This is a genomic window from Microbacterium sp. X-17, assembly GCF_039615055.1.
In genome coordinates this window covers 188,025-208,368 of record NZ_JBDHNI010000007.1, presented here as the reverse complement: position 1 = coordinate 208,368, position 20,344 = coordinate 188,025, and the positions used below count along the sequence as shown (strand labels likewise).

General features: G+C 72.1%; 21 protein-coding genes and 1 tRNA gene. 16 read left to right on the top strand and 6 right to left on the bottom strand.

Annotation, left to right across the window (positions count from 1 at the left end; genetic code table 11):
- The first annotated feature begins 1 nt into the window (after nt 1).
- Complete coding sequence (locus tag ABCS02_RS29995) at nt 2-874, top strand: metal-dependent hydrolase (protein WP_345839374.1); 873 nt, start codon at nt 2-4, stop codon at nt 872-874.
- A gap of 25 nt (nt 875-899) precedes the next feature.
- Here the strand turns inward: ABCS02_RS29995 and ABCS02_RS29990 are convergent, their stop codons facing one another.
- From ABCS02_RS29990 to ABCS02_RS29980, 3 genes are all read right to left on the bottom strand, one after another.
- Nucleotides 900-1,703: a nuclease-related domain-containing protein gene (locus ABCS02_RS29990; protein WP_345839373.1), complete on the bottom strand. Its 804-nt coding sequence runs from the start codon at nt 1,701-1,703 to the stop codon at nt 900-902.
- Between the two features lie 64 nt (nt 1,704-1,767).
- Nucleotides 1,768-1,956: a hypothetical protein gene (locus ABCS02_RS29985; protein WP_345839372.1), complete on the bottom strand. Its 189-nt coding sequence runs from the start codon at nt 1,954-1,956 to the stop codon at nt 1,768-1,770.
- Between the two features lie 30 nt (nt 1,957-1,986).
- A complete protein-coding gene (locus ABCS02_RS29980; RefSeq protein ID WP_345839371.1) occupies nt 1,987-2,235 on the bottom strand; it encodes an SCO4226 family nickel-binding protein in 249 nt (82 codons plus the stop codon).
- Between the two features lie 135 nt (nt 2,236-2,370).
- On the opposite strand from ABCS02_RS29980, the gene ABCS02_RS29975 reads away from it, so the two are divergent.
- Nucleotides 2,371-5,187 (top strand): AAA family ATPase, encoded by a 2,817-nt coding sequence (locus tag ABCS02_RS29975; protein ID WP_345839370.1) that lies wholly within the window; start codon nt 2,371-2,373, stop codon nt 5,185-5,187.
- Nucleotides 5,188-5,221: 34 nt separating this feature from the next.
- Nucleotides 5,222-5,485 (top strand): hypothetical protein, encoded by a 264-nt coding sequence (locus ABCS02_RS29970; protein ID WP_345839369.1) that lies wholly within the window; start codon nt 5,222-5,224, stop codon nt 5,483-5,485.
- Here ABCS02_RS29970 and ABCS02_RS29965 read toward each other — a convergent pair.
- Together ABCS02_RS29965 and ABCS02_RS29960 are read right to left on the bottom strand one after the other, a co-directional pair.
- Entirely contained in the window at nt 5,473-6,858 is a 1,386-nt protein-coding gene (locus ABCS02_RS29965) for a deoxyribodipyrimidine photo-lyase (protein WP_345839368.1), read from the bottom strand. The genes ABCS02_RS29970 and ABCS02_RS29965 overlap by 13 nt on opposite strands.
- Nucleotides 6,855-7,493 carry an MBL fold metallo-hydrolase gene (locus tag ABCS02_RS29960; RefSeq protein ID WP_345839367.1) on the bottom strand — a complete coding sequence of 213 codons (639 nt, stop codon included), beginning with the start codon at nt 7,491-7,493 and terminating at the stop codon, nt 6,855-6,857. The genes ABCS02_RS29965 and ABCS02_RS29960 overlap by 4 nt, the downstream gene beginning before the upstream one ends.
- Before the next feature lie 88 nt (nt 7,494-7,581).
- Between ABCS02_RS29960 and ABCS02_RS29955 the strand changes: the two genes are divergently transcribed.
- From ABCS02_RS29955 to ABCS02_RS29895, 13 genes are all read left to right on the top strand, one after another.
- Entirely contained in the window at nt 7,582-8,496 is a 915-nt protein-coding gene (locus ABCS02_RS29955; protein WP_345839366.1) for a diacylglycerol kinase family protein, read from the top strand.
- Nucleotides 8,497-8,577: 81 nt separating this feature from the next.
- Nucleotides 8,578-8,653: transfer RNA gene (locus ABCS02_RS29950), tRNA-Glu, on the top strand.
- Between the two features lie 224 nt (nt 8,654-8,877).
- Nucleotides 8,878-9,804 (top strand): TetR/AcrR family transcriptional regulator, encoded by a 927-nt coding sequence (locus ABCS02_RS29945; RefSeq protein WP_345839365.1) that lies wholly within the window; start codon nt 8,878-8,880, stop codon nt 9,802-9,804.
- Nucleotides 9,805-10,102: 298 nt separating this feature from the next.
- Nucleotides 10,103-10,330 carry a hypothetical protein gene (locus ABCS02_RS29940; protein WP_345839364.1) on the top strand — a complete coding sequence of 76 codons (228 nt, stop codon included), beginning with the start codon at nt 10,103-10,105 and terminating at the stop codon, nt 10,328-10,330.
- Nucleotides 10,331-10,388: 58 nt separating this feature from the next.
- Nucleotides 10,389-11,192, top strand: coding sequence for an MBL fold metallo-hydrolase (locus tag ABCS02_RS29935; protein WP_345839363.1), 804 nt, complete (start codon nt 10,389-10,391; stop codon nt 11,190-11,192).
- Between the two features lie 182 nt (nt 11,193-11,374).
- Nucleotides 11,375-12,445 (top strand): TerC family protein, encoded by a 1,071-nt coding sequence (locus ABCS02_RS29930; protein ID WP_345839362.1) that lies wholly within the window; start codon nt 11,375-11,377, stop codon nt 12,443-12,445.
- Nucleotides 12,442-13,182 (top strand): protein phosphatase 2C domain-containing protein, encoded by a 741-nt coding sequence (locus tag ABCS02_RS29925; protein ID WP_345839361.1) that lies wholly within the window; start codon nt 12,442-12,444, stop codon nt 13,180-13,182. Before ABCS02_RS29930 ends, ABCS02_RS29925 begins: the two co-directional genes overlap by 4 nt.
- A 178-nt stretch (nt 13,183-13,360) precedes the next feature.
- Nucleotides 13,361-14,821, top strand: coding sequence for a 3-isopropylmalate dehydratase large subunit (gene leuC / locus ABCS02_RS29920; protein WP_345839360.1), 1,461 nt, complete (start codon nt 13,361-13,363; stop codon nt 14,819-14,821).
- Nucleotides 14,821-15,420: a 3-isopropylmalate dehydratase small subunit gene (gene leuD, locus ABCS02_RS29915; protein ID WP_345839359.1), complete on the top strand. Its 600-nt coding sequence runs from the start codon at nt 14,821-14,823 to the stop codon at nt 15,418-15,420. Before leuC ends, leuD begins: the two co-directional genes overlap by 1 nt.
- Nucleotides 15,417-16,787 carry a UDP-N-acetylglucosamine 1-carboxyvinyltransferase gene (murA, locus tag ABCS02_RS29910; RefSeq protein WP_345839358.1) on the top strand — a complete coding sequence of 457 codons (1,371 nt, stop codon included), beginning with the start codon at nt 15,417-15,419 and terminating at the stop codon, nt 16,785-16,787. Before leuD ends, murA begins: the two co-directional genes overlap by 4 nt.
- Before the next feature lie 19 nt (nt 16,788-16,806).
- The gene (locus ABCS02_RS29905) at nt 16,807-17,604 is read left to right on the top strand and encodes a lysophospholipid acyltransferase family protein (protein ID WP_345839357.1); all 798 of its coding nucleotides are present in this window, start codon (nt 16,807-16,809) and stop codon (nt 17,602-17,604) included.
- Nucleotides 17,597-18,754: an NAD(P)H-dependent glycerol-3-phosphate dehydrogenase gene (locus ABCS02_RS29900; RefSeq protein ID WP_345839356.1), complete on the top strand. Its 1,158-nt coding sequence runs from the start codon at nt 17,597-17,599 to the stop codon at nt 18,752-18,754. Before ABCS02_RS29905 ends, ABCS02_RS29900 begins: the two co-directional genes overlap by 8 nt.
- Nucleotides 18,651-19,745 carry a D-alanine--D-alanine ligase family protein gene (locus tag ABCS02_RS29895; protein WP_345839355.1) on the top strand — a complete coding sequence of 365 codons (1,095 nt, stop codon included), beginning with the start codon at nt 18,651-18,653 and terminating at the stop codon, nt 19,743-19,745. The genes ABCS02_RS29900 and ABCS02_RS29895 overlap by 104 nt, the downstream gene beginning before the upstream one ends.
- Nucleotides 19,746-19,813: 68 nt before the next feature.
- Here the strand turns inward: ABCS02_RS29895 and ABCS02_RS29890 are convergent, their stop codons facing one another.
- Nucleotides 19,814-20,329: a DUF3515 family protein gene (locus ABCS02_RS29890; protein ID WP_345839354.1), complete on the bottom strand. Its 516-nt coding sequence runs from the start codon at nt 20,327-20,329 to the stop codon at nt 19,814-19,816.
- Between the last annotated feature and the right edge of the window lie 15 nt (nt 20,330-20,344).

The window sequence follows — 20,344 nt, the reverse complement described above, 5'->3', positions numbered from 1 at the left end:
GATGACCCTCCCCGCCGGCGACACCGTCGTCACCTACCCCGACGGCGACCTCGCCTCCACCGGAACCGTGCTGCACGTCGAGCCCCTCGCCGACGGCCGCAGCGCCGTGATCCTCGATCGCACGGCCTTCCACCCGGTCGACCCGGTCTGGCCCGACCAGCCGGCCGACACCGGCACGCTGACGGTCGGAGGCAGGCGCATCCCGGTCGTCGGCGCGGTGGTCGGCGCGACCGACGGGACGACGCTGCACATCGGCGACGCCCCCGTCCGCACCGGGACCGAGGGGTGGTCGTTCCTGGTCTGCCACCTGGTGGAGGACGCGACGGGCGTCGAGCCGGGCGCCTCGGCCGAGGTGACGGTCGACGCGGAGCCGCGCCTCGGCCTCTCCCTCGGCCACACCGCCTGCCACCTGGCGTCCCTGGCGCTGGACGAGGCGCTCTCCGGGCTCTGGACGAAGGAGGTCCCGCTCGACGGGCGCGGCCGGCCGGCGTTCGACCAGCTCGCCATCGCCTCCTCGCGCATCCTCCCCGACGGGTCGGTGGACGAGTACCGCATCGGCAAGGGCCTGCGGAAGAAGGGCTTCGCGGCCGCCGAGCTCCCCGGGCTGCTCGATGAGGTGACCGACGCCGCCAACGCGCGGCTGGCCGGATGGGTGGCGGCAGGGGCGGACGTCGCCATCTCGATCGAGCGGGACGGCGACGGGCTGGGGGAGCGCCGCCGGTGGCGCGCGGAGCTGCCGGACGGCGTGGTCGTCATCCCGTGCGGCGGCACGCACCTGCACTCGCTGGCCGAGGTCGCGGACATCCGCGTGGAGCTCGACTACGACGCGGAGGCGGCCTCGCTCACGATGCGGACGGCTGCCGTCCCGCGCTGACGCACCGGATCAGCGGGTCAGCCCTTCAGCGGGTCAGCACCGAGACGACCGGCAACGCGACGGCGACCGCGCCGAGCGCGGCCGCGAGCAGCCAGCCGGCGCGGACGAGCTGCGCGGTCCTGACCTCGCGCTCGATGACCGCGAAGCGTTCCACCGTGTCGGCGGGCGAGTCCAGCGGGCGCCAGGTCGCCGGGTCGTCGAACAGCCGGGCGACCTCGGCGGTCGTGGCGGCGTCCAGCACGGCCGGGCGCCGGGTCAGCCACCGGACGAGCTGCTCGGCGCGCAGCACCACGACCCGGCGCGGCTGCTGCCGCACCGTGACCTCCTTCGTCCCGACGAGCGCGACCACGGCCGTCACGGGCGCCGCGATGCCCGCCTGCGCGAGCACGCCGCGCACGCGGGAGGCCTCCAGGTCCGAGTTGCGCGGGTACGGCTGCTTCTGACCGGCGACCATCACCGCGCGCTCTCCCACCCAGACGCGCTGGCCGCGGTGGTGCTTGGTGTTGACGACGAACACGCCGGGCGGGCCGACCACGATGTGGTCGACGTCGGACACGGCGCCGGAGGCGTCGGGACGCGTGCCGACCGGGATGGCGTGGAAGACGCTCCAGCCCTCCGGAAGCCGGTCGAGCAGGGCGCCCACCTCGCGCTCGCCGAGCGCGCCGGCGAACCAGGGTGCGGTGTCCGCGCCGATCGGCCGGGCGCCGAGGGCGCGCGCGAGGGCGGACCGAGGCGGTGTCTGGGTGTGCAGGAGCACCACCTGCTCCATCACCGCGGCGCCTGCCGCGCGGTCGCGCATGCGCGTCGTGCGCCGTCCGTCCTCGTTCATCCCCGCCAGCGTACGGACGCGCGGGAGGTCGCCCCAGTCCCCAGTGAGGGACGACCGCAGCGGCCTACCCCTGGCCGGGTGCCCCCTCGCTGCGGGGCAGGTCCTCGTCGGGCAGCCGCTCCTCCAGGGAGTCGTTGCGGCTCTCGATCTCCTCCAGCGCGTCCTCCGGCGTGTCCCCGAGGCCGGAGACCCTGTCGCGGAGCTCGTGCTCCCGGGACTCGGGTGGCTCGGGCGCGTCCTGTCGATCCGTCATGCCGCGCACTCTACGCCCGGCCGGCCCGGGTCAGACCACGATGTCGACGGCGTAGACCTGGTCGGTGGGGTGTCCGGCCTTCTCGTGCACCCGCATCACGGCCTCCTTCGACGGCCCGGTCGACAGGCAGAACACCTTGCCGCTCTCCGGGTCGAGCCAGGCGGTCTCGAAGTGCACGCCCTCCTCGCCCTCGACCGCCAGGTCGGCGGCGTGGGCCTCGGCGAGCTGCTCCTCGGTGACACCGACGAATCCGTCGTGGACGTCCATGAATCGTGACATGATCGGCTCCTTCTCCTCGTGCGCGGAGGATCGTCCCCGCGACGGCCCGAGTCTCCTCGCGCGGGTGCGGCCGTGGCATCGGTCATCCGACCGATCCCGGTGCGTCGCGCGTTCGCCCGGCGCTATGCTTCGCGCATGGATGCGGCGCCGGCGTCGTTCCGGGGCGCCGAACGCGTGTGCCCGGTGTTCGTGGGCAGGGAGGACCTGCTCGCGCTGGCCCGCCGCCGCCTGGCCGCCGCGCAGGACGGCCGGGGCGGTCTGCTGCTCATCGCGGGCGAGGCCGGGATCGGCAAGTCGCGGCTGATGGAGGAGGTCGTCGCCCTCAGCGCCGTGAGGCGCGTCCACGCCGACGCCTACGCCGACGACCGCGAGACCCCGGGGATGCTGCTGCTCGGCGTCGCCGCGTCGCTCGCGGAGGCCGGGGACGGACCGGCGGCCGAGCGGATCAGAGGCCTGGTGCTGCGCGGAGACCCGGCCGACGGCGCCGACCCCGCGACCCGCTCGACCCGCCGCCGCCTCCTGGTCGCCGAGCTGGCCGCCACCCTCGCCACAGCGCTCACGCTGCCGACGATCCTCGCGCTGGAGGATGTGCACTGGGCCGACCAGCTCACCCTCGACGTCCTCCGCCGGGTCGCGGCCGCCGTGCGCGAGCGGCCGAGCCTCCTCGTGGCGACCTTCCGCACCGAGGACCCGGACGTCGCGGCCGAGGCGACCGCGTGGCGGCTCGACCTGGTCGGGCACAGGCTGGCGGAGGAGGTGCGGCCCTCACGGCTCGGCAGCGACGGGGTCGCGCGCATGCTCGCCGCCATCCGCGGGACCGAGCCGTCCGCCGAGGAGGCCGAACGGCTGCACGCGGTGAGCGACGGCATCCCGCTGCACGTGGAGGAGCTGCTCGCCGAGGACTCCGACGGCGCTCCCGAGACGGTCGCCGCGGCCGTGCTGTCCCGCACGCGCGCCCTCGCCCCGGCGTCGGCGGCCGTGCTGGAGGCGGCCGCCGTGATCGGCCGCGAGTCCGACGTCCGGCTGCTGGCGGTGGTCGTCGGCGACGAGTGGGACCGCGCCGCGCGGGAGGCCGCCCTCGACCACCTCGTGGCGCAGCACCTCCTGGTCCGCGTGGCGGCCGGCACGTACGACTTCCGGCACGCGCTCATCCGGGACGCGGTGTACTCGGCCGTGCCGTCCGCGCGCCGCCGCGTCCTGCACGGGCGCGTGGTCGACGCCGGCGCCGGCCTGTCCGACGCGCTGCTCTCGCTGCACGCCGAGCGGGCCGGGCGGGCGCGGGAGGCCTACGCCCTCGCCCGGCGCGCGGCCGAGCGGGCGTCCACGCTGTCGGCGCACCGCGAGGCCGCCGACCTCTACCGCCGCGCGCAGCGGACGATGCCGCTGGCCGTGACCGGCCGCGACCGCGCGGACCTCCTGCGCCGGCTGGGCGCCGAGCTCGCCGCTGTCGACGCCAACCGGGAGGCCGAGGCGGAGCTCGCGCGGGCCATCGAGCTGTACCGCGCCGCCGGACTCGCGCGGGAGGCCGCCGCCGTCGTGCCGGCGCTCGTCGCCGCGCGGCACCTGCTCGGCGCCGACTACCCGTCGCGCGTGGCCGCCCTCCGCGCCGCGCTCGGCTGGATCGACGGCGACGACGACGCGGAGGCCGTCCAGGTGCGCGGCCGCCTCCTCGCCGCGCAGGCCGCCGCCGCCATGCTCGAACGGCGGCTGGACGACGCGCGCAGGGTCGCCCTGGAGGCGCGCGCCCTCCTGACCGCGGAGAGCGACCGGATCGGCCTCGACGCCACCCTCGGCTCCGTCCTGGTGTTCGCGGGGGAGGGCGAGCCGGCGTGGGACCTGCTGCGCGGCGCGGCCGAGCAGGGCGCGGCGCACGGCCGGGAGGAGGCCGCGGCCCGCGCGTACCGCATGCTCGGATCGAGCGCGTCGGTGCTCCTGCAGTACGGGCGCGGCTCGGAGTGGCTGGCCGACGGGATCGCCTACGCCGAGCGCATCGAACGCTGGAACGACGCGCACTACCTCACCGCCCACTTGGCGCACGTCCGCTGGGCCGGCGGCGACCTCCGCGCCGCGGCCGAGCTCGCCGGCCACGCCCTCGCGGACGGCCGGGGCGGCATCACCACGGAGGTGACCGCCCTGCACGTCCTCGGCTACTGCGCGCTGTCCTCCGGCGACCTCGCCCGCGCCGACGAGCTGCTGCGCCGGGCGGAGGGGATCGGCGAGCGGATGCAGGAGCTGCAGCGGCTGTCGCCCGCGCTGTGGGGGCTGGCCGAGACGGCGCTGCTCGCGGACGACCCGGCGGGCGCGGTCGGCTACTGCGAGCGCGGCGCGGCCGAGTCGCACCGCGTCGAGGACTCCGCCTACGCGTTCCCGTTCGCGGTCACCGGCGTGCGCGCGCACCTGGCCGCAGGTGACGTCGCCGCCGCACGGTCGTGGCTGGAGCGGGTGGGCGCCCTGGTCGAGCGCCGACGGATCCCGGGGACGGAGTTCGCCCTCCAGCACGCCGCGGGCGTCCTCGCGCTGCGCGAGCGGCGTCCCTCCGACGCCAGGGAGCTGCTGGAGTCGGCCTCCGCCGGGTGGGACGCGCTGGGCCGCTGGTGGGAGGGCACGCAGGCCATCCTGGACCGCGCCGAGTGCGCGCGCCGCACCCGCAGCCCCGCGGAGGCCGCAGCCCTCGTCGCCGAGGCGCGGACGCGGGCGCGCGGGACGGTCCTGGAGCGCCGGACCGACGAGTTGGCCGCCCGGCTGGCCGAGGGGGTCGAGCCGTCGACGCTCAGCGCCCGGGAGGAGGAGGTCGCCGCGCAGATCGCCGGAGGCGCGACCAACCGGGAGATCGCGGCCGCCCTCCACATCGCCCCGAAGACCGTCTCGACGCACGTGGAGCACATCCTCGCCAAGCTCGGCGCCTCCCGTCGCTCGGAGATCGCAGCCTGGGCGGCCGGGCGCAGGGGGTGACGGACCTCGTGCGCGGCGGTCTACCATGCCCCACATGAGCCAGATCGAGACCGGGATCGTCTCCTACACGCTGTCCTCCGACTACTACGCGCAGGTCGGCGCCGACTTCGACACCGAGGCGGTGGACGACGCCATCCTGGCCGAGCTGAACCGCAAACTGCCGACCGGGATCGTCGTGGAGCGCAGCGGGAAGGTGCTGGCCGACGAGCAGCTGGCCGACGTCGCGCGGCAACTGGACTGGCCGGCGCTGCTCCAGCAGATCGACGTGGACCAGATCCTCGCCGATCACGCGCGCTGAGCGCTCTTGACCGTCTCGTAGGCCGCGAGCGCCGCGCGCCGCGAATCGGCGAGGTCGACCACCGGCTCCGCGTACCCGGCCGTGTCCCACTCCGGGACCCAGCGCCGCACGTAGTCGCCGTGCCGGTCGAACTTCGTCCGCTGCAGCTCGGGGTTGAACACGCGGAAGTAGGGCGCGGCGTCGGCTCCGGAGCCGGCGACCCACTGCCAGTTGAACGGGTTGCTCGCGGGATCGGCGTCCACCAGCGTGTCCCAGAACCACTGCTCCCCGCGCCGCCAGTCGATCAGCAGGTTCTTGGTGAGGAACGACGCGACGACCATCCGCACCCGGTTGTGCATGGATCCGGTTGTCCACAGTTCTCGCATCCCCGCGTCCACGAGGGGGACGCCGGTGCGACCCTGTTGCCAGGCGCGCAGCACGGACGGGTGCAGCCGCGGCCAGGGGAAGGAGTCGTACGCGCGATGGATGTTGACGGTGGCGAGGTCGGGGTGCTCGAAGAGCGTGTGATACGCGAACTCGCGCCAGCCGAGCTCCGAGAGGAAGGTGGCGGCCGCGTCGCCCGTGCGTGCGTCGCGAGCGGCGCTGATCGTGTGCCAGACCTGGTGCGGGCTCAGCTCTCCCCAGCGCAAGCGCGGGGACAGCCCGGAGGTGCCGTCGACGCCCGGCACGTCCCGGTCCTCCCGGTACTGGGCGAGGGCGCCGGCGGCGAACGCGTCGAGGGCGGAGTGGGCTTCCTGCTCGCCCGGCTCCCAGGCCTCGCGGAGGCCGGCCGCCCAGTCCGGGTGGGTGGGCAGGAGGCCCAGGTCGTCGATCGCGAGGCCGTCCACGGTCGGGCCGTGCTCCAGCCGGGCGGGGGCGGAGAGCGGCTTGCGCGGCGGCGGGGCGGACAGGCACGCGCGCCAGAACGGGGTGAAGACCGAGAAGGGCGTGCCGGAGCCGGTGCGGATCGTCCACGGCTCGAAGAGCAGGCTCGCGCCGAAGCTCTCCGCCTCGATCCCGGCCTCCCGCGCGGCGGTCTTCACCGCGGTGTCGATCCGCCGCTCCGGGCCTCCGTAGCGCCGGTTCCAGAAGACCGCCGCGGCGCACACGTCGGTCAGGAGCGCGGCGATCGTCGGCTCGGCCGGCCCGCGGAGGACGACGAGCCGGGAGCCCCGCTCGCGGAGGCCGGCGTCCAGGGAGGTCAGGCTGTGGTGCAGCCACCACCGGGCCGCGCCGCCGGGCGGCCGCAGGCCGGGGGAGCGGTCGTCCCAGACGAAGACGCAGACGACCGGGCGCCCGGTGCGGGAGGCCGCGTCGAGCGCCGGGTTGTCGGCGACGCGGAGGTCGTCGCGGAACCAGACGACGGCCGGGCGCGGGTCGGAGGCCGCGCTCACAGGTCGAGCGTGTCGCCCGGCTCCAGGGCGAAGAACTCGCCGCCGTTCTGCTCGGTCGCCCACGCGATCCGGGAGTTCGACAGGTCCTTTCCCGCGCGCGACAGCACCATCTCGTGAGTGGGGAAGCTGCGCTTCGGCTTCGTCGCGAGCACGTAGTCGATCGTCTCCGCGACCTTCATCCACGGCGCGCCCGCGGGCACCGCCAGCACGTCGAGCTCGACGCCGTCCGGGATGACGAACGAGTCGCCCGCGTAATACAGCTCGTCGTTGACCAGCACGCCGAGATTGTCGACCACCGGGATGCTCTCGTGGATGACGGCGTGCCTGCCGCCGAAGAAGCGGAGCGTGAACGGGCCGGCCTCCACCGTGTCGCCCGCGTGCACCACCGTGATGTCGAAGTCCGCCGCCGCCCGGGCCACACCCTCCGGGGCGAAGATCGGCGCCTCCGGGCTCAGCTCGAGCACCCGCTTCAGCTGCTCGGGCGTCCAGTGGTCGGCGTGCTCGTGAGTGATGACGACGGCCACGGTGTGGGCGGTGTCCGTCAGCGGCGAGGTGAAGCTGCCCGGGTCGATGAAGAGCTTCTTCCCGGACTCCTCCAGGAGCAGGGCGGCGTGTTCGAACTTCGTCAGTCTCATGGGTTCATCAAACCTCCACCCGGCTGCGCGCGCCACCTCCGGTCGTGTCGCGCGCTCGCGGACGCCCGCTATGCCATAGTCGTGGTCTATGTCTGTCTCCCCTCGGACCGTGGTCGTCGCGGTCAACCCGATGGCGTCCTTCGGGCGCCGTCGTGACGTCGGGCCGCGCGTCGCGGAGCGGCTGCGCGCCGCCGGCCACACGGTGATCGCGGTGGACGAGGCCAACATCGAGCTGCTCCGCAGGGAGACCATCCGCGCCGTCGAGGCCGGCGCCGACGCGCTCGTGGTCGTCGGGGGAGACGGCATGGCGAACCTCGGCATCAACATCGTCGCGCAGACGGACGTCCCGCTCGGGATCGTGCCGAGCGGCACCGGCAACGACCTCGCCGACGGCCTCGGCATCCCCACCGACGACGCCGATGCCGCGACCGACCAGCTCCTGGAGGCGCTCGGACGGCCGCCGCGCACCATCGACGCCGGACTCATCCGGCACGGCGAGCAGCACGGCGAGCTCAGCACCTGGTTCGGCTGCGTGCTCTCCGCCGGCTTCGACGCGACCGTGAACGAGCGCGCCAACCTGATGACCCGCCCGCGCGGCCGCAGCCGCTACGTCTTCGCGCTGCTCCGGGAGCTGGCCGTCCTGCACCCCCGCCCGTACCGCATCGTCGCGGACGGCGAGGAGATCGCCACCGAGGCGATGCTGGTCTCGGTCGCCAACAACCGCTCGCTCGGCGGCGGCATGCGCATCGTCCCGCACGCCGACCTCGGCGACGGCCGCTTCGACCTGTTCGTGGTGACGAAGATGTCCCGCCCGCGCTTCCTCCGGCTCTTCCCGAAGGTGTTCCGCGGCGAGCACACCGACCTCCCCGAGGTGTCCTTCCGCAGCCTCAGCACGGTGCGGATCGAGGCCGAGGGCGTCGTCGCCTACGCCGACGGCGAGCGGATCGGCCCGCTCCCGGTGGAGGTCACCGTCGTCCCCGGCGCGCTCCGCGTCCTGGTCTGACGACCGCGCGACACTCCCGGGATGGCGGCCCCGTTTTGGAGGAAGGCCCCGTTCTGTGGCATTATCGATGAGTTGCAAGACGGCCCCATCGTCTAGCGGCCTAGGACGTCGCCCTCTCACGGCGGTAACGCGGGTTCAAATCCCGCTGGGGTCACCAAGAGCCCGGACACCAGTCATTCACTGGCGTCCGGGCTTTTTTCATGCCCAACCTCGGACACTTCCCCCTTCAGCATCCCGCCAGGGTCCTGACAGTGAATGCGCAGCGAAATCCGCGCAAACCGGCTTTCGGTCAAACGTTTGCATGATTCACCCTTTATTTCGGTCGCTCGCGGAGGGCGTGCGGCGAAGGTGCGAAATCGACCTGGGGGTTCGAGTATGACGGTGTCCAGTCCTGTGATCGACGGGCGAAGTCCCGACGACGTCGCTCCGGTCGCCGACCCACAGGGTGCGGACGGCGGCCGTCGCATCTATCCGATCGAGGTCGTGGTCAACGGGCGCACGCTTCGGGCGACGCGCGCGATGGGGGAGATCTTCATCCGGACCGCGCGCGTCAACGTCACGAGCGCGGGCTGCCCGCTGACCGTGCTCTCCCACTCCGGCGGCGTCGAGCTGCTGCACATCACCGACGCCACGCCCATCGTGGTCCGGGACCTCGAAACCTCCACGTCACCGGCCACCCGGAAAGGACTCACCATGAACGTCTCAGAGCGCATCGTCTCGGCCGCGTACGGACTCTTCGCACACCGCGCCGTCCACGAGGTCACCCGCGAGCAGGTGCTGGCGGCCTCCGGCGTCACAGCGGAGGAGCTCGACAGCGAGTTCGCGTCGCTCGACGCCCTGGCCGAGGCGTGCCTGAGGCGGCGCGAGCGCGAGTGGACAATCGGTCTGGTCCGCGCCGGCGTGCAGGAGCGCAGCGACCGGCCCGAGGAACAGCTGCTGGCGATCTTCGACGTGTTCGACGAGTGGTTCCACCGCAGCGACTACGAGGCGTGCATGTTCGTCAACGTGCTGCTGGAGATGGGCAAGGACCACCCGCTGGGGCGCGCGAGCGTCGAGCACCTCACCTACATCCGCGGCCTGGTGTCGGGGCTCGCGGCGGAGGCCGGCCTGGCCGAGCCCGAGGAGTTCGCCTACTCGTGGCACATCCTGATGAAGGGCGCGATCATCAACGCGGTGGAGGGCGACGGAGCCGCGGCGAGGCGTGCGCAGGCGATGGGGCGCGCCCTCATCGCCCAGCATCGACGGCCGGCGGAGGAGACGCCCGACGCGGCGGCGCACCAGCTGGACCCGCGCTGGGCGCTCGGCTGAGCCCACAACGGCGAGAACCGCCTGTCGACTCTTGATGCCGCGGCGGAGCGACCTTAAACTGGGGATGCGTTCACGAAACGCGTGGTTCCCACTCCCATCTGGTCGCCGGTGCCGACCGTCCGGCGTCATGTGGTCCTCCATTCGCGCCCACCATCGCCGTCGCGACGAGACGCCTCGAGTCTCAGGCAGATGAATCATGCACACCACACTGAAGGCGGAGGCAGGAAGCCCCCGCCACTACGCTCTCGCCCGGCCCGGGCGAACGCCGACAACCGTCCCACACACGAATCGGATCCGCGTGATCGGGGCGGACGACACCATCGTGAGCGTCGTCCTCGACGTGAGCCGGATCCGCGCGGAGACCGACGAGCTCAGGCTCGGCGGCGCGGTCATCGGATACGTCACCCGCGCGGAGCACTGCTTCATCGCCTCCGCGAGCCCACGGCCCGGGACCGCCGGCGCGGCCGGCACCTTCGACCTGTGGGACCAGGCCGCGGCCGAGCTCCTTCTCCAGCGGCACGATTGAGGGGATGCGCCGCCGACCTCCGCACCCTTCGTCGGTCGTCTCTGCTACCGTCGCCACCATGCTGAGTCCGGTCGCCGAGGGCGTGCGCGTCCACCAGAGCGAGTTCTGCCAGACCAACACCGTCGTGGTCGACGGCGACGCCGGTGCGCTGCTGGTCGATCCCGGCATCCTCGACGTGGAGCTGGGCGGCGTCGCGGCCGAGCTGCGCGCCTCCGGAACCCCGGTCGCGGCGGGCTTCGCCACGCACCCGCACTGGGATCACGTGCTCTGGCATCCCGCGTTCGGCACGGCGCCCCGCTTCGCGACGGCCCGCGCCGCCGGCGCGATCGAGGCCTTCCTCGCGAACGAGGCGTGGCGGGAGCGGGTCGCCCCGATGATCCCGGCCGACATCGCCGAGCGCGTGCCGCTGACCCTTTTCGGCGAGCTCACCGCCCTCCCGGACGGCGCCGAGTGGGTCCCGTGGGACGGCCCGCGCGTCCGCGTCGTCGAGCACCGCGCCCACGCGGCCGGCCACGCGGCGCTGCTGATCGAGGAGTCCGGCGTCCTCGTCGCCGGCGACCTCCTGTCGGACGTGCTGGTGCCGCTGCTCGACCACAGCGCGGACGACCCGATCGAGGACTACCTCGCGGCCCTGACGCTCATCGAGAGCATCGCCGACGGCGTCCGGGTCGTCGTCCCCGGCCACGGCTCGGTCACCGGAGTGGACGGCCTCCGCGAGCGCATCGAGCTCGACCGCGCCTATCTGCGCGCGCTCCGCGCCGGCGAGCACCCGGCGGACGACCCGCGGCTCGGGCCGGACGCCGTCTACGACTGGGTGGCCGGCGTGCACGAGCGGCAGGCGGGGCTGCTGGCGCAGCGGTAGTGCAGGGACGACACCCGCCGACCGGCTAGACTGGATGTTCGCGAAGGGGAGTATCCCGAAGGGGCCGAGCGGCCTCGCGCTGTGCACGTCATCACGGTCCACTCAGGCCCGGGCACAGCGGCACGGATGTGCGGGAGAGACTTTCGGGTCCGTCCCGTACGCCCTTCGAAAGGTCTCCTCCCGTGGAACTCGCCCTCCCGCTCTGGTTCGAGGTCGGCAGCTTCGTCGTCCTGCTGCTCGTGCTCGCCTTCGATCTCCTGATCGTCTACAAGCGGCCGCACATCCCCAGCCCGCGGGAGTCCGCCCTGTGGGTGGCCTTCTACGTCGGCCTCGCGCTCATCTTCGCGCTGCTCATGCTGCTGATCGGCGACGCCGAGCACGCCGGTCAGTTCCTCGCCGGCTGGCTCACCGAGTACAGCCTGAGCATCGACAACCTGTTCGTGTTCGTGATCATCATGGGCAGGTTCGCTGTGCCCAGGAAGTACCAGCAAGAGGTGCTCATGGTGGGCATCATCCTGGCGCTGGTCTTCCGCGGCGTGTTCATCCTGCTCGGCGCCGGCCTCATCGCGAGCTTCAGCGCGATCTTCTACCTGTTCGGCGCCTTCCTGCTGTGGACGGCGTTCAACCAGGCATTCGGGAAGCACGACGACGAGGGTACGAAGGACGGCCTGCTCATCCGGTTCGCCCGGCGTCGCCTGAAGGTCTCCGACCAGTACGAGGGCAACAAGCTGCGCACGACGGTGAACGGCAAGCGGATGTTCACGCCGCTGATCATCGTGTTCCTGGCCCTCGGGACGACCGATCTCCTGTTCGCGCTCGACTCGATCCCGGCGATCTTCGGCATCACGCAGAGCGCGTTCATCGTGTTCACCGCGAACGTCTTCGCCCTGATGGGGCTGCGCCAGCTCTACTTCCTGCTCGGGCACCTGCTGGAGAAGCTCGTCTACCTCAAGTACGGGATCGCGTTCATCCTCGCGTTCATCGGCGTCAAGCTGGTCTTCCACGCCATGCACGAGAACACGCTCCCGTTCGTCAACGGCGGCGAGCACATCGAATGGGCGCCCGACATCAGCACCTGGACCTCCCTCGCGGTCATCGTCGGTGCGATGGCGGTCGCGACCGTCGCTAGTCTGGTGAGGCTGCACCTGAGCGGCACCACCGTCGAGGAAGCCATCCACGGGGATGACGACCCGGCGACGACGACCGCAGAGGCCGCCCCGGCCGCGAACCCCCCGGAGGACCCACGCACATGACTTCCCGTGTCGAGGTGAGCGCCAGAAGCGACACCGGAGCGGTCCGGCAGATCAACGAGGACAGCTACCTCGCACAGGACCCGGTCTTCGTGGTCGCGGACGGGATGGGCGGTCACGCGCGCGGCGACGCCGCGAGCCGGACGGCGATCGAGAGCCTCGCACGCACCCTCCCGGCCGGCTCGACCCCGACGCCAGAGGAGGTCATCACGGCGATCGACGAGGCGAACGCCGCGGTGCGCGCGCTGTCCGACGCGGAGGAGACCGGCGCTGCGGTCGCCGGCACCACGCTGACCGGCGTCGTGCGGGTCCGGGTGCCGGAGCGCGCGGCGGAGGAGTGGATGGTCGTCAACGTCGGCGACTCGCGGGTCTACGCGTGGGACGAGCGCGAGCTCCGGCAGCTCACGTCCGACCACTCGGCCGTGCAGGAGCTGCTCGACGCCGGGCTGATCACCGCCGAGCAGGCGGCCGTGCATCCCGAGCGCAACGTGATCACCCGCGCGCTGGGCGCCGAGGACTTCGTCGACACCGACAGCGAGCTGCTCCCGCTGGACGACGGCCGGACCTTCCTGGTCTGCTCCGACGGCCTCACGCGGGAGCTGAGCGACGAGACGATCGCGGAGCTGCTGGCCGGCGATCCCGCCGATCCGGCCGCCGTGCTGGTGGAGGCCGCGGTCGCGGCGGGCGGGCACGACAACGTCACGGTGCTCGTGGTGCGCCCGGTCGCGGACCGCCCCTGACGGCCGCGAGCCGTCGGCCGCGAGCCGTCGGCCCTGGCCCCAACACGGGTGATAACCTGAATCCGTGTTCGCGGGTCTGCTCCTTCTTAGCCGCCGCGGCGAGTCCTAATCCTCAGGCCACCCTCGCCGCGGAGTCCGTCGACGGCTGAACCGTGAACGAAGCTCAAGGAGTACCGAGATGACGACGCAGCACAGTCCGCTGACCCTGGCGGAGAAGGTGTGGCGAGACCACCTGGTCGTGAAGGGTGAGGACGGCACGCCCGACCTGATCTACATCGACCTCCACCTGGTCCACGAAGTGACCAGCCCGCAGGCGTTCGACGGCCTGCGCATGGCGGGCCGCCCGGTCCGCCGCCCGGACCTCACCATCGCGACCGAGGACCACAACACGCCGACCATCGGCATCGACCGGCCGATCGCCGACCTCACCAGCCGCACGCAGATCGAGACCCTGCGCCGCAACGCCGAGGAGTTCGGCGTCCGGCTGCACTCGCTCGGCGACGTCGAGCAGGGCATCGTGCACGTCGTCGGCCCGCAGCTCGGCCTCACCATGCCGGGCATCACGGTCGTCTGCGGCGACTCGCACACCTCCACGCACGGCGCGTTCGGCGCGATGGCGTTCGGGATCGGCACCAGCGAGGTCGAGCACGTGCTCGCCACGCAGACGCTGCCGCTCAAGGCGTTCAAGACGATGGCCATCACGGTCGAGGGCGAGCTGCGTCCCGGCGTGACGGCGAAGGACATCATCCTCGCGGTCATCGCGAAGATCGGCACCGGCGGCGGTCAGGGCTACGTGCTCGAGTACCGCGGCAGCGCGATCCGCGCCCTCTCGATGGAGGGCCGCATGACAATCTGCAACATGTCGATCGAGGCGGGCGCCCGCGCCGGCATGGTCGCGCCCGACGAGACCACCTACGCCTACCTGAAGGGCCGCCCGCACGCGCCGGAGGGCGCCGACTGGGACGAGGCCGTCGCCTACTGGGACACCCTCGCCACGGACGACGACGCGGTCTTCGACGCCGAGGTCTACCTCGACGCCGCCGAGATCGAGCCGTTCGTGACCTGGGGCACCAACCCCGGCCAGGGCGTCTCGCTGAGCGAGTCCGTCCCCGACCCGGCGGCGATCGCCGAGCCCAACGCCCGCGCCGCCGCCGAGCGCGCGCTGGAGTACATGGACCTGGCTCCGGGCACGCCGATGAAGAGCATCCCGGTCGACGCGGTGTTCATGGGCTCCTGCACCAACAGCCGCATCGAGGACCTGCGGGCCTTCGCGTCCGTGATCAAGGGCCACAAGAAGGCCGAGGGCGTGCGCGTCATGGTCGTCCCCGGCAGCGCCCGCGTGCGCATCGAGGCCGAGGCGGAGGGGATCGACAAGATCGTCGAGGAGTTCGGCGCCGAGTGGCGGTTCGCCGGCTGCTCGATGTGCCTGGGCATGAACCCCGACCAGCTCGCGCCGGGGGAGCGCTGCGCCTCCACGTCGAACCGCAACTTCGAGGGCCGGCAGGGCAAGGGCGGCCGCACCCACCTGGTGTCGCCGCTGGTCGCGGCGGCCACGGCCATCCGCGGCACGCTGTCCAGCCCGTGGGACCTGGAGCACGACGACGTCGATACCCGCAGCGGAGAGAAGGTGGGCGCCTGATGGAGAAGTTCGAGACCGTCACCGGTGTGGCCGTGCCGTTCCGCCGGTCCAACGTCGACACCGACCAGATCATCCCCGCCGTGTTCCTCAAGCGGGTCACCAAGACCGGCTTCGACGACGCCCTCTTCCACGAGTGGCGCAAGGATCCTGAGTTCATCCTCAACAAGGACGCCTACCAGGGCGCGACCGTGCTCGTCGCCGGCGCCGACTTCGGTACGGGCTCGTCGCGCGAGCACGCCGTCTGGGCGCTCCGCGACTACGGTTTCAAGGTCGTCCTGAGCCCGCGGTTCGCGGACATCTTCCGGGGCAACTCGGGCAAGCAGGGACTGCTCACGGGCATCATCTCCGAGGAGGACGCCGAGCGGCTCTGGACGGCCATCGAGGCCCAGCCGGGAATATCCGCGACGGTGGACCTGGTTGCCAAGACTGCGACCGTCGGTGAGGTCCAGGTGTCTTTCGACATCGACGACTACACTCGTTGGCGTTTGCTCGAAGGGTTGGACGACATCGCTCTGACCCTGCGCGACGAGGCGCGAATCTCCGAATACGAAGCCGCACGCGCAAGCTGGCGGCCCAAGACACTCCCGGTGAAACTTTGAACTCACTTCTTCAGGACGCTCAGGCGGCAGGCGCGCACGTCGGTCTCACGGCCGACCGCATCACGATCAACGGCGGTCGCCCACTGCGGGGCCGCATCGAGGTGCGCGGAGCCAAGAACTTCGTCACCAAGGCGATGGTCGCCGCCATCCTGGGCGAGGGCCCGAGCGTGTTGCGGAACGTCCCGAACATCAGCGATGTCCGGGTCGTCCGCGGCCTCCTCGAGGTCCACGGCGTGAAGGTGACCGACGGCGCCGAGGAGGGCGAGCTCCTGCTCGACCCCAGCGCGGTCGAGTCGGCCCACATGGCCGACATCGACGCGCACGCCGGGTCGAGCCGCATCCCGATCCTGTTCTGCGGTCCGCTGCTGCACCGGCTGGGCGAGGCGTTCATCCCCGACCTCGGCGGCTGCCGGATCGGCGACCGCCCGATCGACTACCACCTGGAGGTGCTGCGCAAGTTCGGCGCCGTGGTGGACAAGCTCCCGAGCGGCATCCGGATGACGGCCCCCGAGGGCCTGCACGGCGCCAAGCTCGAACTGCCGTACCCGAGCGTCGGCGCCACCGAGCAGGTGCTGCTCACCGCCGTCCGCGCGGAGGGCATCACCGAGCTCAAGGGCGCGGCGATCGAGCCCGAGATCATGGACCTGATCAACGTCCTCCAGAAGATGGGCGCGATCATCTCGGTCGACACCGACCGCGTGATCCGCATCGAGGGCGTCGACAAGCTCGTCGGCTACAGCCACACCGCGCTGTTCGACCGCAACGAGGCCGCGAGCTGGGCCGCTGCGGCCCTCGCGACCAACGGCGACATCTACGTGGGCGGCGCCCGCCAGCCCGAGATGCTGACCTTCCTCAACGTCTTCCGCAAGGTCGGCGGCGCGTTCGAGATCCACGACGACGGCATCCGCTTCTTCCACCCGGGCGGCCCGCTGAAGCCGGTCGTGATCGAGACCGACGTGCACCCCGGCTTCATGACCGACTGGCAGCAGCCGCTGGTGGTGGCTCTGACCAAGGCGGAGGGCGTGTCGATCGTCCACGAGACCGTGTACGAGCAGCGCTTCGGCTTCACCGACGCGCTCATCGACATGGGCGCGAAGATCCAGGTCCACAAGGAGTGCCTCGGCGGCCACGACTGCCGCTTCGGCCAGCGCAACTTCAACCACTCCGCGGTCATTATGGGCCCGGTGGAGCTGACCGGCGCCGACGTGGAGATCCCGGACCTGCGCGGCGGCTTCAGCCACCTCATCGCCGCCCTGTCGGCGGAGGGTCAGTCGACCGTCAGCAACGTCGGCATCATCAGCCGCGGGTACGAGAAGTTCATCACGAAGCTGGAGCTGCTTGGCGCGGACTTCGTCCTGGAGGGGTGAGGGCCGCGATAATGGGATGGTGCCCCATCCCGACGAACCCGTGAACCCGACCGCGCCCGAGCGCCCCGCCACGCGGCAGCGCTCCGAGAAGTCTCGGCCCTCGATCTTCTGGGTGCTGGCCGGCCTGATCATCCCGCTGGGGAGCCTGCTCGCCCGGTTCCGGATCACCGACGGCCAGAAGCTGCCCAGGCACGGCGCCTACATCATCTCGCCGAACCACTACAGCGAGATCGACCCGGTGATGATCGGCATGGTGGTCTGGAAGCTCGGGCGGCTGCCGCGGTTCCTCGCCAAGGAGAGCCTCTTCCGCATCCCCGTCGCCGGCTGGTTCCTGCGCAAATCCGGGCAGGTCCCGGTGGCGCGCGGCGGCTCCGGGCGCGGCGCCGCCCCGCTGGCCGAGGCGCAGAAGATCGTCGACGACGGCAAGGTCGTCATCATCTACCCGGAGGGCTCGCTGACGCGCGACCCCGACATGTGGCCGATGCGCGGCAAGACCGGCGCGGCCCGCATGGCGCTGGAGCACGACCTCCCCGTGATCCCGATGGCGCACTGGGGCACCCAGCAGGTCATGGCGCGCTACGCGAAGAAGATCAGCTTCTTCCCGCGCAAGACCATCGCGGTCAAGGTCGGCGACCCGGTCGACCTCTCGGCCTTCAAGGGCCGCAGCCTCGACCAGGCGACGCTCACCGAGGCGACCGAGGTCATCATGAACGCGATCACCGCGCTGCTGGAGGACCTGCGCGGCGAGAAGGCGCCGGAGACCCGCTGGGACCCGGCGGCGCACAACCAGAAGGAGACCGGCCGCTTCGATGGCTGACAGGAAAGGCCGGACGGCCGCACGACCGACACAGCCCTCCCGCCGCATCGCCGTGCTCGGCGCCGGAAGCTGGGGGACCACCTTCGCGAAGATCCTCGCCGACGGCGGCAACGACGTCGTCCTCTGGGCGCGGCGACCGGAGCTGGCGCGGGAGATCAACGAGGTGAAGCGCAACAGCGACTACTTGGAGGGCATCAACCTCCCGCGCAACCTGCGCGCGACCTCCCACATCGGCGAGGCGATGCGCGGCGCCGAGCAGGTGTTCGTGTCCATCCCGAGCCAGACGCTGCGCTCCAACCTGGAGTCCATCGCGCCGCACCTCGGTCCGGAGACGATCCTCGTCAGCCTGATGAAGGGCGTCGAGAAGGGCACCGGCCTGCGGATGAGCGAGGTGATCGCGCAGGGCCTCCCGATCGACGCCGAGCGGATCGCCGTCGCCTCCGGCCCCAACCTCGCGCTGGAGATCGCGCGCGAGCAGCCGACCGCCGCCGTGGTGTCGTCGGTGAGCCTGGAGACCGCCCAGGCGGTGGCGATGGCCGCCACCAACCGCTACTTCCGCAGCTTCGTGAACACCGACGTGATCGGCACCGAGTTCGGCGGCGTCCTCAAGAACCTGATCGCCGTGGCCATCGGGATCGTGGACGGCGTCGGCTACGGCGAGAACACGAAGGCGTCGATCATCACGCGCGGCCTGGTCGAGATGACCGACTTCGCCGTGGCCTACGGGGCGGAGGCCGTGACGCTCTCGGGGCTCGCGGGCCTCGGCGACCTGATCGCCACCTGCGAGTCGTCGCTCAGCCGCAACAACACCGCCGGCCGGCTGCTCGGCCAGGGCTACAGCTTCAACGACGTCGTGAAGCAGATGAACCAGACGGCGGAGGGGCTGGCCTCGGTCGCGCCCATCCTCCGGCTCGCGGAGGAGCGCGGCGTGGACATGCCGATCGTCCGCCAGGTGAGCCAGGTGCTGGCGGGCACGCTCGACCCCAAGGACATCGCCCCGCACCTGACGACGGACGACGACGAACCCCAAGGAGAGAGGACAACGGATGACGGACAGAGTCGCAGTCGCACTTCTGTTTGGAGGTCGCTCAAGCGAGCATTCGATCAGCTGCGCGACGGCGGCGGGAGTGCTGGCGGCGATCGACCGTGAGCGCTACGACGTCATCCCTGTCGGCATCACCCACGAGGGCGCCTTCACGCTCCAGCCGGACGACGCGGCGCGCTTCGCGCTGAACGTCGACGTCCTCCCGGAGGTGGAGGACAACGGCTCGCGCATCGTCTGGCCGGAGTCGTCGTCCTCCCGCGAGCTCGCGGTGGTCGCCGCCGACGGCACGCGCTCGTCGCTGGGCGCGGTGGACGTCGTGTTCCCGATCCTGCATGGCCCGTGGGGCGAGGACGGCACCGTCCAGGGGATGCTCGACCTCGTCGGCCTCCCGTACGTCGGCAGCGGCGTGCTCGCGAGCGCGCTCGGGATGGACAAGCACTTCACGAAGACCGTGCTGCAGCAGGCGGGCATCCCCGTCGCGCCGTGGCAGACCGTGACCGCGTACCAGTGGGCGAGCGACCGGGCGGCCGTGGCAGGCTCGGCCGAGCTGCTCGGGCTGCCGGCGTTCGTGAAGCCGGCCCGCGCCGGCTCCAGCGTCGGCGTGTCCAAGGTGACGTCGTGGGACGACCTCGGCGCGGCGATCGACACCGCCCTCGCCGAGGACGACCGCGTGCTCATCGAGTCGGCGGTGGTCGGCCGAGAGGTGGAGATCGCCGTGCTGGGAGGCCGTCCCGGCGAGCCCGCGCGTGCCTCCGTCGCCGGCGAGATCGTCATCACCGGCCGCGACTTCTACGACTTCGCGGCCAAGTACCTGGACGCGCCGGGGATCGACCTGGTCTGCCCGGCCGACCTCACCGACGCCGAGCTGGCCGAGATGGGCGACCTGGGCGTGCGCGCGTTCGACGCCATCGGCGCGGAGGGCCTGTCGCGGGTGGACTTCTTCCTCACCGAGGACGGCTTCGTGGTCAACGAGATCAACACCATGCCGGGCTTCACGCCGATCTCGATGTTCCCGCGCTGCTGGCAGGAGACGGGCCTGACGTACCCCGACCTGATCGACGAGCTCATCCAGGTCGCCCTCGCGCGCGCCGCCTAGCCGCGATTCGTGCCGAATGGCGCGAATAGCGCTGCGTATCGCGCCATTCGGCACGAATGTCGGGGCGGTCAGCGCGAGGGCGTCGGGGACGGCGTGGGGGTCGGCGGCGTCAGGGTGGTGTCGAGCGTGGAGAGGCACTTCTGGGTCTGCTTGATGCTGGAGATGGCGGAGGCGAACTCGGGAAGGACGGCGGCGTCGGAGGCCCCGGACACGTGGTCGATGACGACCTCCGTCGCCGGCGTGCGGCCGAAGGTCTGGTAGACGACCTGCTTGGCCGCCGGGTCCGACATCAGCACCCAGTCGACGCCGCTCACATCGACGCACGGCTTGGTCGTCGGCCCGATCGGCGGAACGCCGCAGCGCAGCAGCACCGCGGCCGGGTCGCCCCACGCTCCGGTCGCCTGCGCGTCGGTCTGCCTGCGGTCCTTGTCGGCCACCGAGTCGGGCAGGCGCACCGAGATCTCGGCGCAGCCCGGGTTGTTCGCGTCGGCGGCGGGGTCGAGGGAGACCGTGGGCGCGCACCCGGTCAGGGCGAGCGCGGCGGCGGCGAGCACGAGGGCGAGGGCGGTGCGGCGAGCGGACATCAGGATTCAGGCTAC

Excerpts from the sequence above, each read along its gene's own strand:
- ABCS02_RS29995 (WP_345839374.1), top strand. The coding sequence starts at position 2 with ATGACCCTCCCCGCCGGCGACACCGTCGTCACCTACCCCGACGGCGAC.
- ABCS02_RS29990 (WP_345839373.1), bottom strand. The coding sequence starts at position 1,703 with ATGAACGAGGACGGACGGCGCACGACGCGCATGCGCGACCGCGCGGCA.
- ABCS02_RS29985 (WP_345839372.1), bottom strand. The coding sequence starts at position 1,956 with ATGACGGATCGACAGGACGCGCCCGAGCCACCCGAGTCCCGGGAGCAC.
- ABCS02_RS29980 (WP_345839371.1), bottom strand. The coding sequence starts at position 2,235 with ATGTCACGATTCATGGACGTCCACGACGGATTCGTCGGTGTCACCGAG.
- ABCS02_RS29975 (WP_345839370.1), top strand. The coding sequence starts at position 2,371 with ATGGATGCGGCGCCGGCGTCGTTCCGGGGCGCCGAACGCGTGTGCCCG.
- ABCS02_RS29970 (WP_345839369.1), top strand. The coding sequence starts at position 5,222 with ATGAGCCAGATCGAGACCGGGATCGTCTCCTACACGCTGTCCTCCGAC.
- ABCS02_RS29960 (WP_345839367.1), bottom strand. The coding sequence starts at position 7,493 with ATGAGACTGACGAAGTTCGAACACGCCGCCCTGCTCCTGGAGGAGTCC.
- ABCS02_RS29955 (WP_345839366.1), top strand. The coding sequence starts at position 7,582 with ATGTCTGTCTCCCCTCGGACCGTGGTCGTCGCGGTCAACCCGATGGCG.
- ABCS02_RS29935 (WP_345839363.1), top strand. The coding sequence starts at position 10,389 with ATGCTGAGTCCGGTCGCCGAGGGCGTGCGCGTCCACCAGAGCGAGTTC.
- ABCS02_RS29925 (WP_345839361.1), top strand. The coding sequence starts at position 12,442 with ATGACTTCCCGTGTCGAGGTGAGCGCCAGAAGCGACACCGGAGCGGTC.
- leuC (WP_345839360.1), top strand. The coding sequence starts at position 13,361 with ATGACGACGCAGCACAGTCCGCTGACCCTGGCGGAGAAGGTGTGGCGA.
- leuD (WP_345839359.1), top strand. The coding sequence starts at position 14,821 with ATGGAGAAGTTCGAGACCGTCACCGGTGTGGCCGTGCCGTTCCGCCGG.
- ABCS02_RS29900 (WP_345839356.1), top strand. The coding sequence starts at position 17,597 with ATGGCTGACAGGAAAGGCCGGACGGCCGCACGACCGACACAGCCCTCC.
- ABCS02_RS29895 (WP_345839355.1), top strand. The coding sequence starts at position 18,651 with ATGACGGACAGAGTCGCAGTCGCACTTCTGTTTGGAGGTCGCTCAAGC.
- ABCS02_RS29890 (WP_345839354.1), bottom strand. The coding sequence starts at position 20,329 with ATGTCCGCTCGCCGCACCGCCCTCGCCCTCGTGCTCGCCGCCGCCGCG.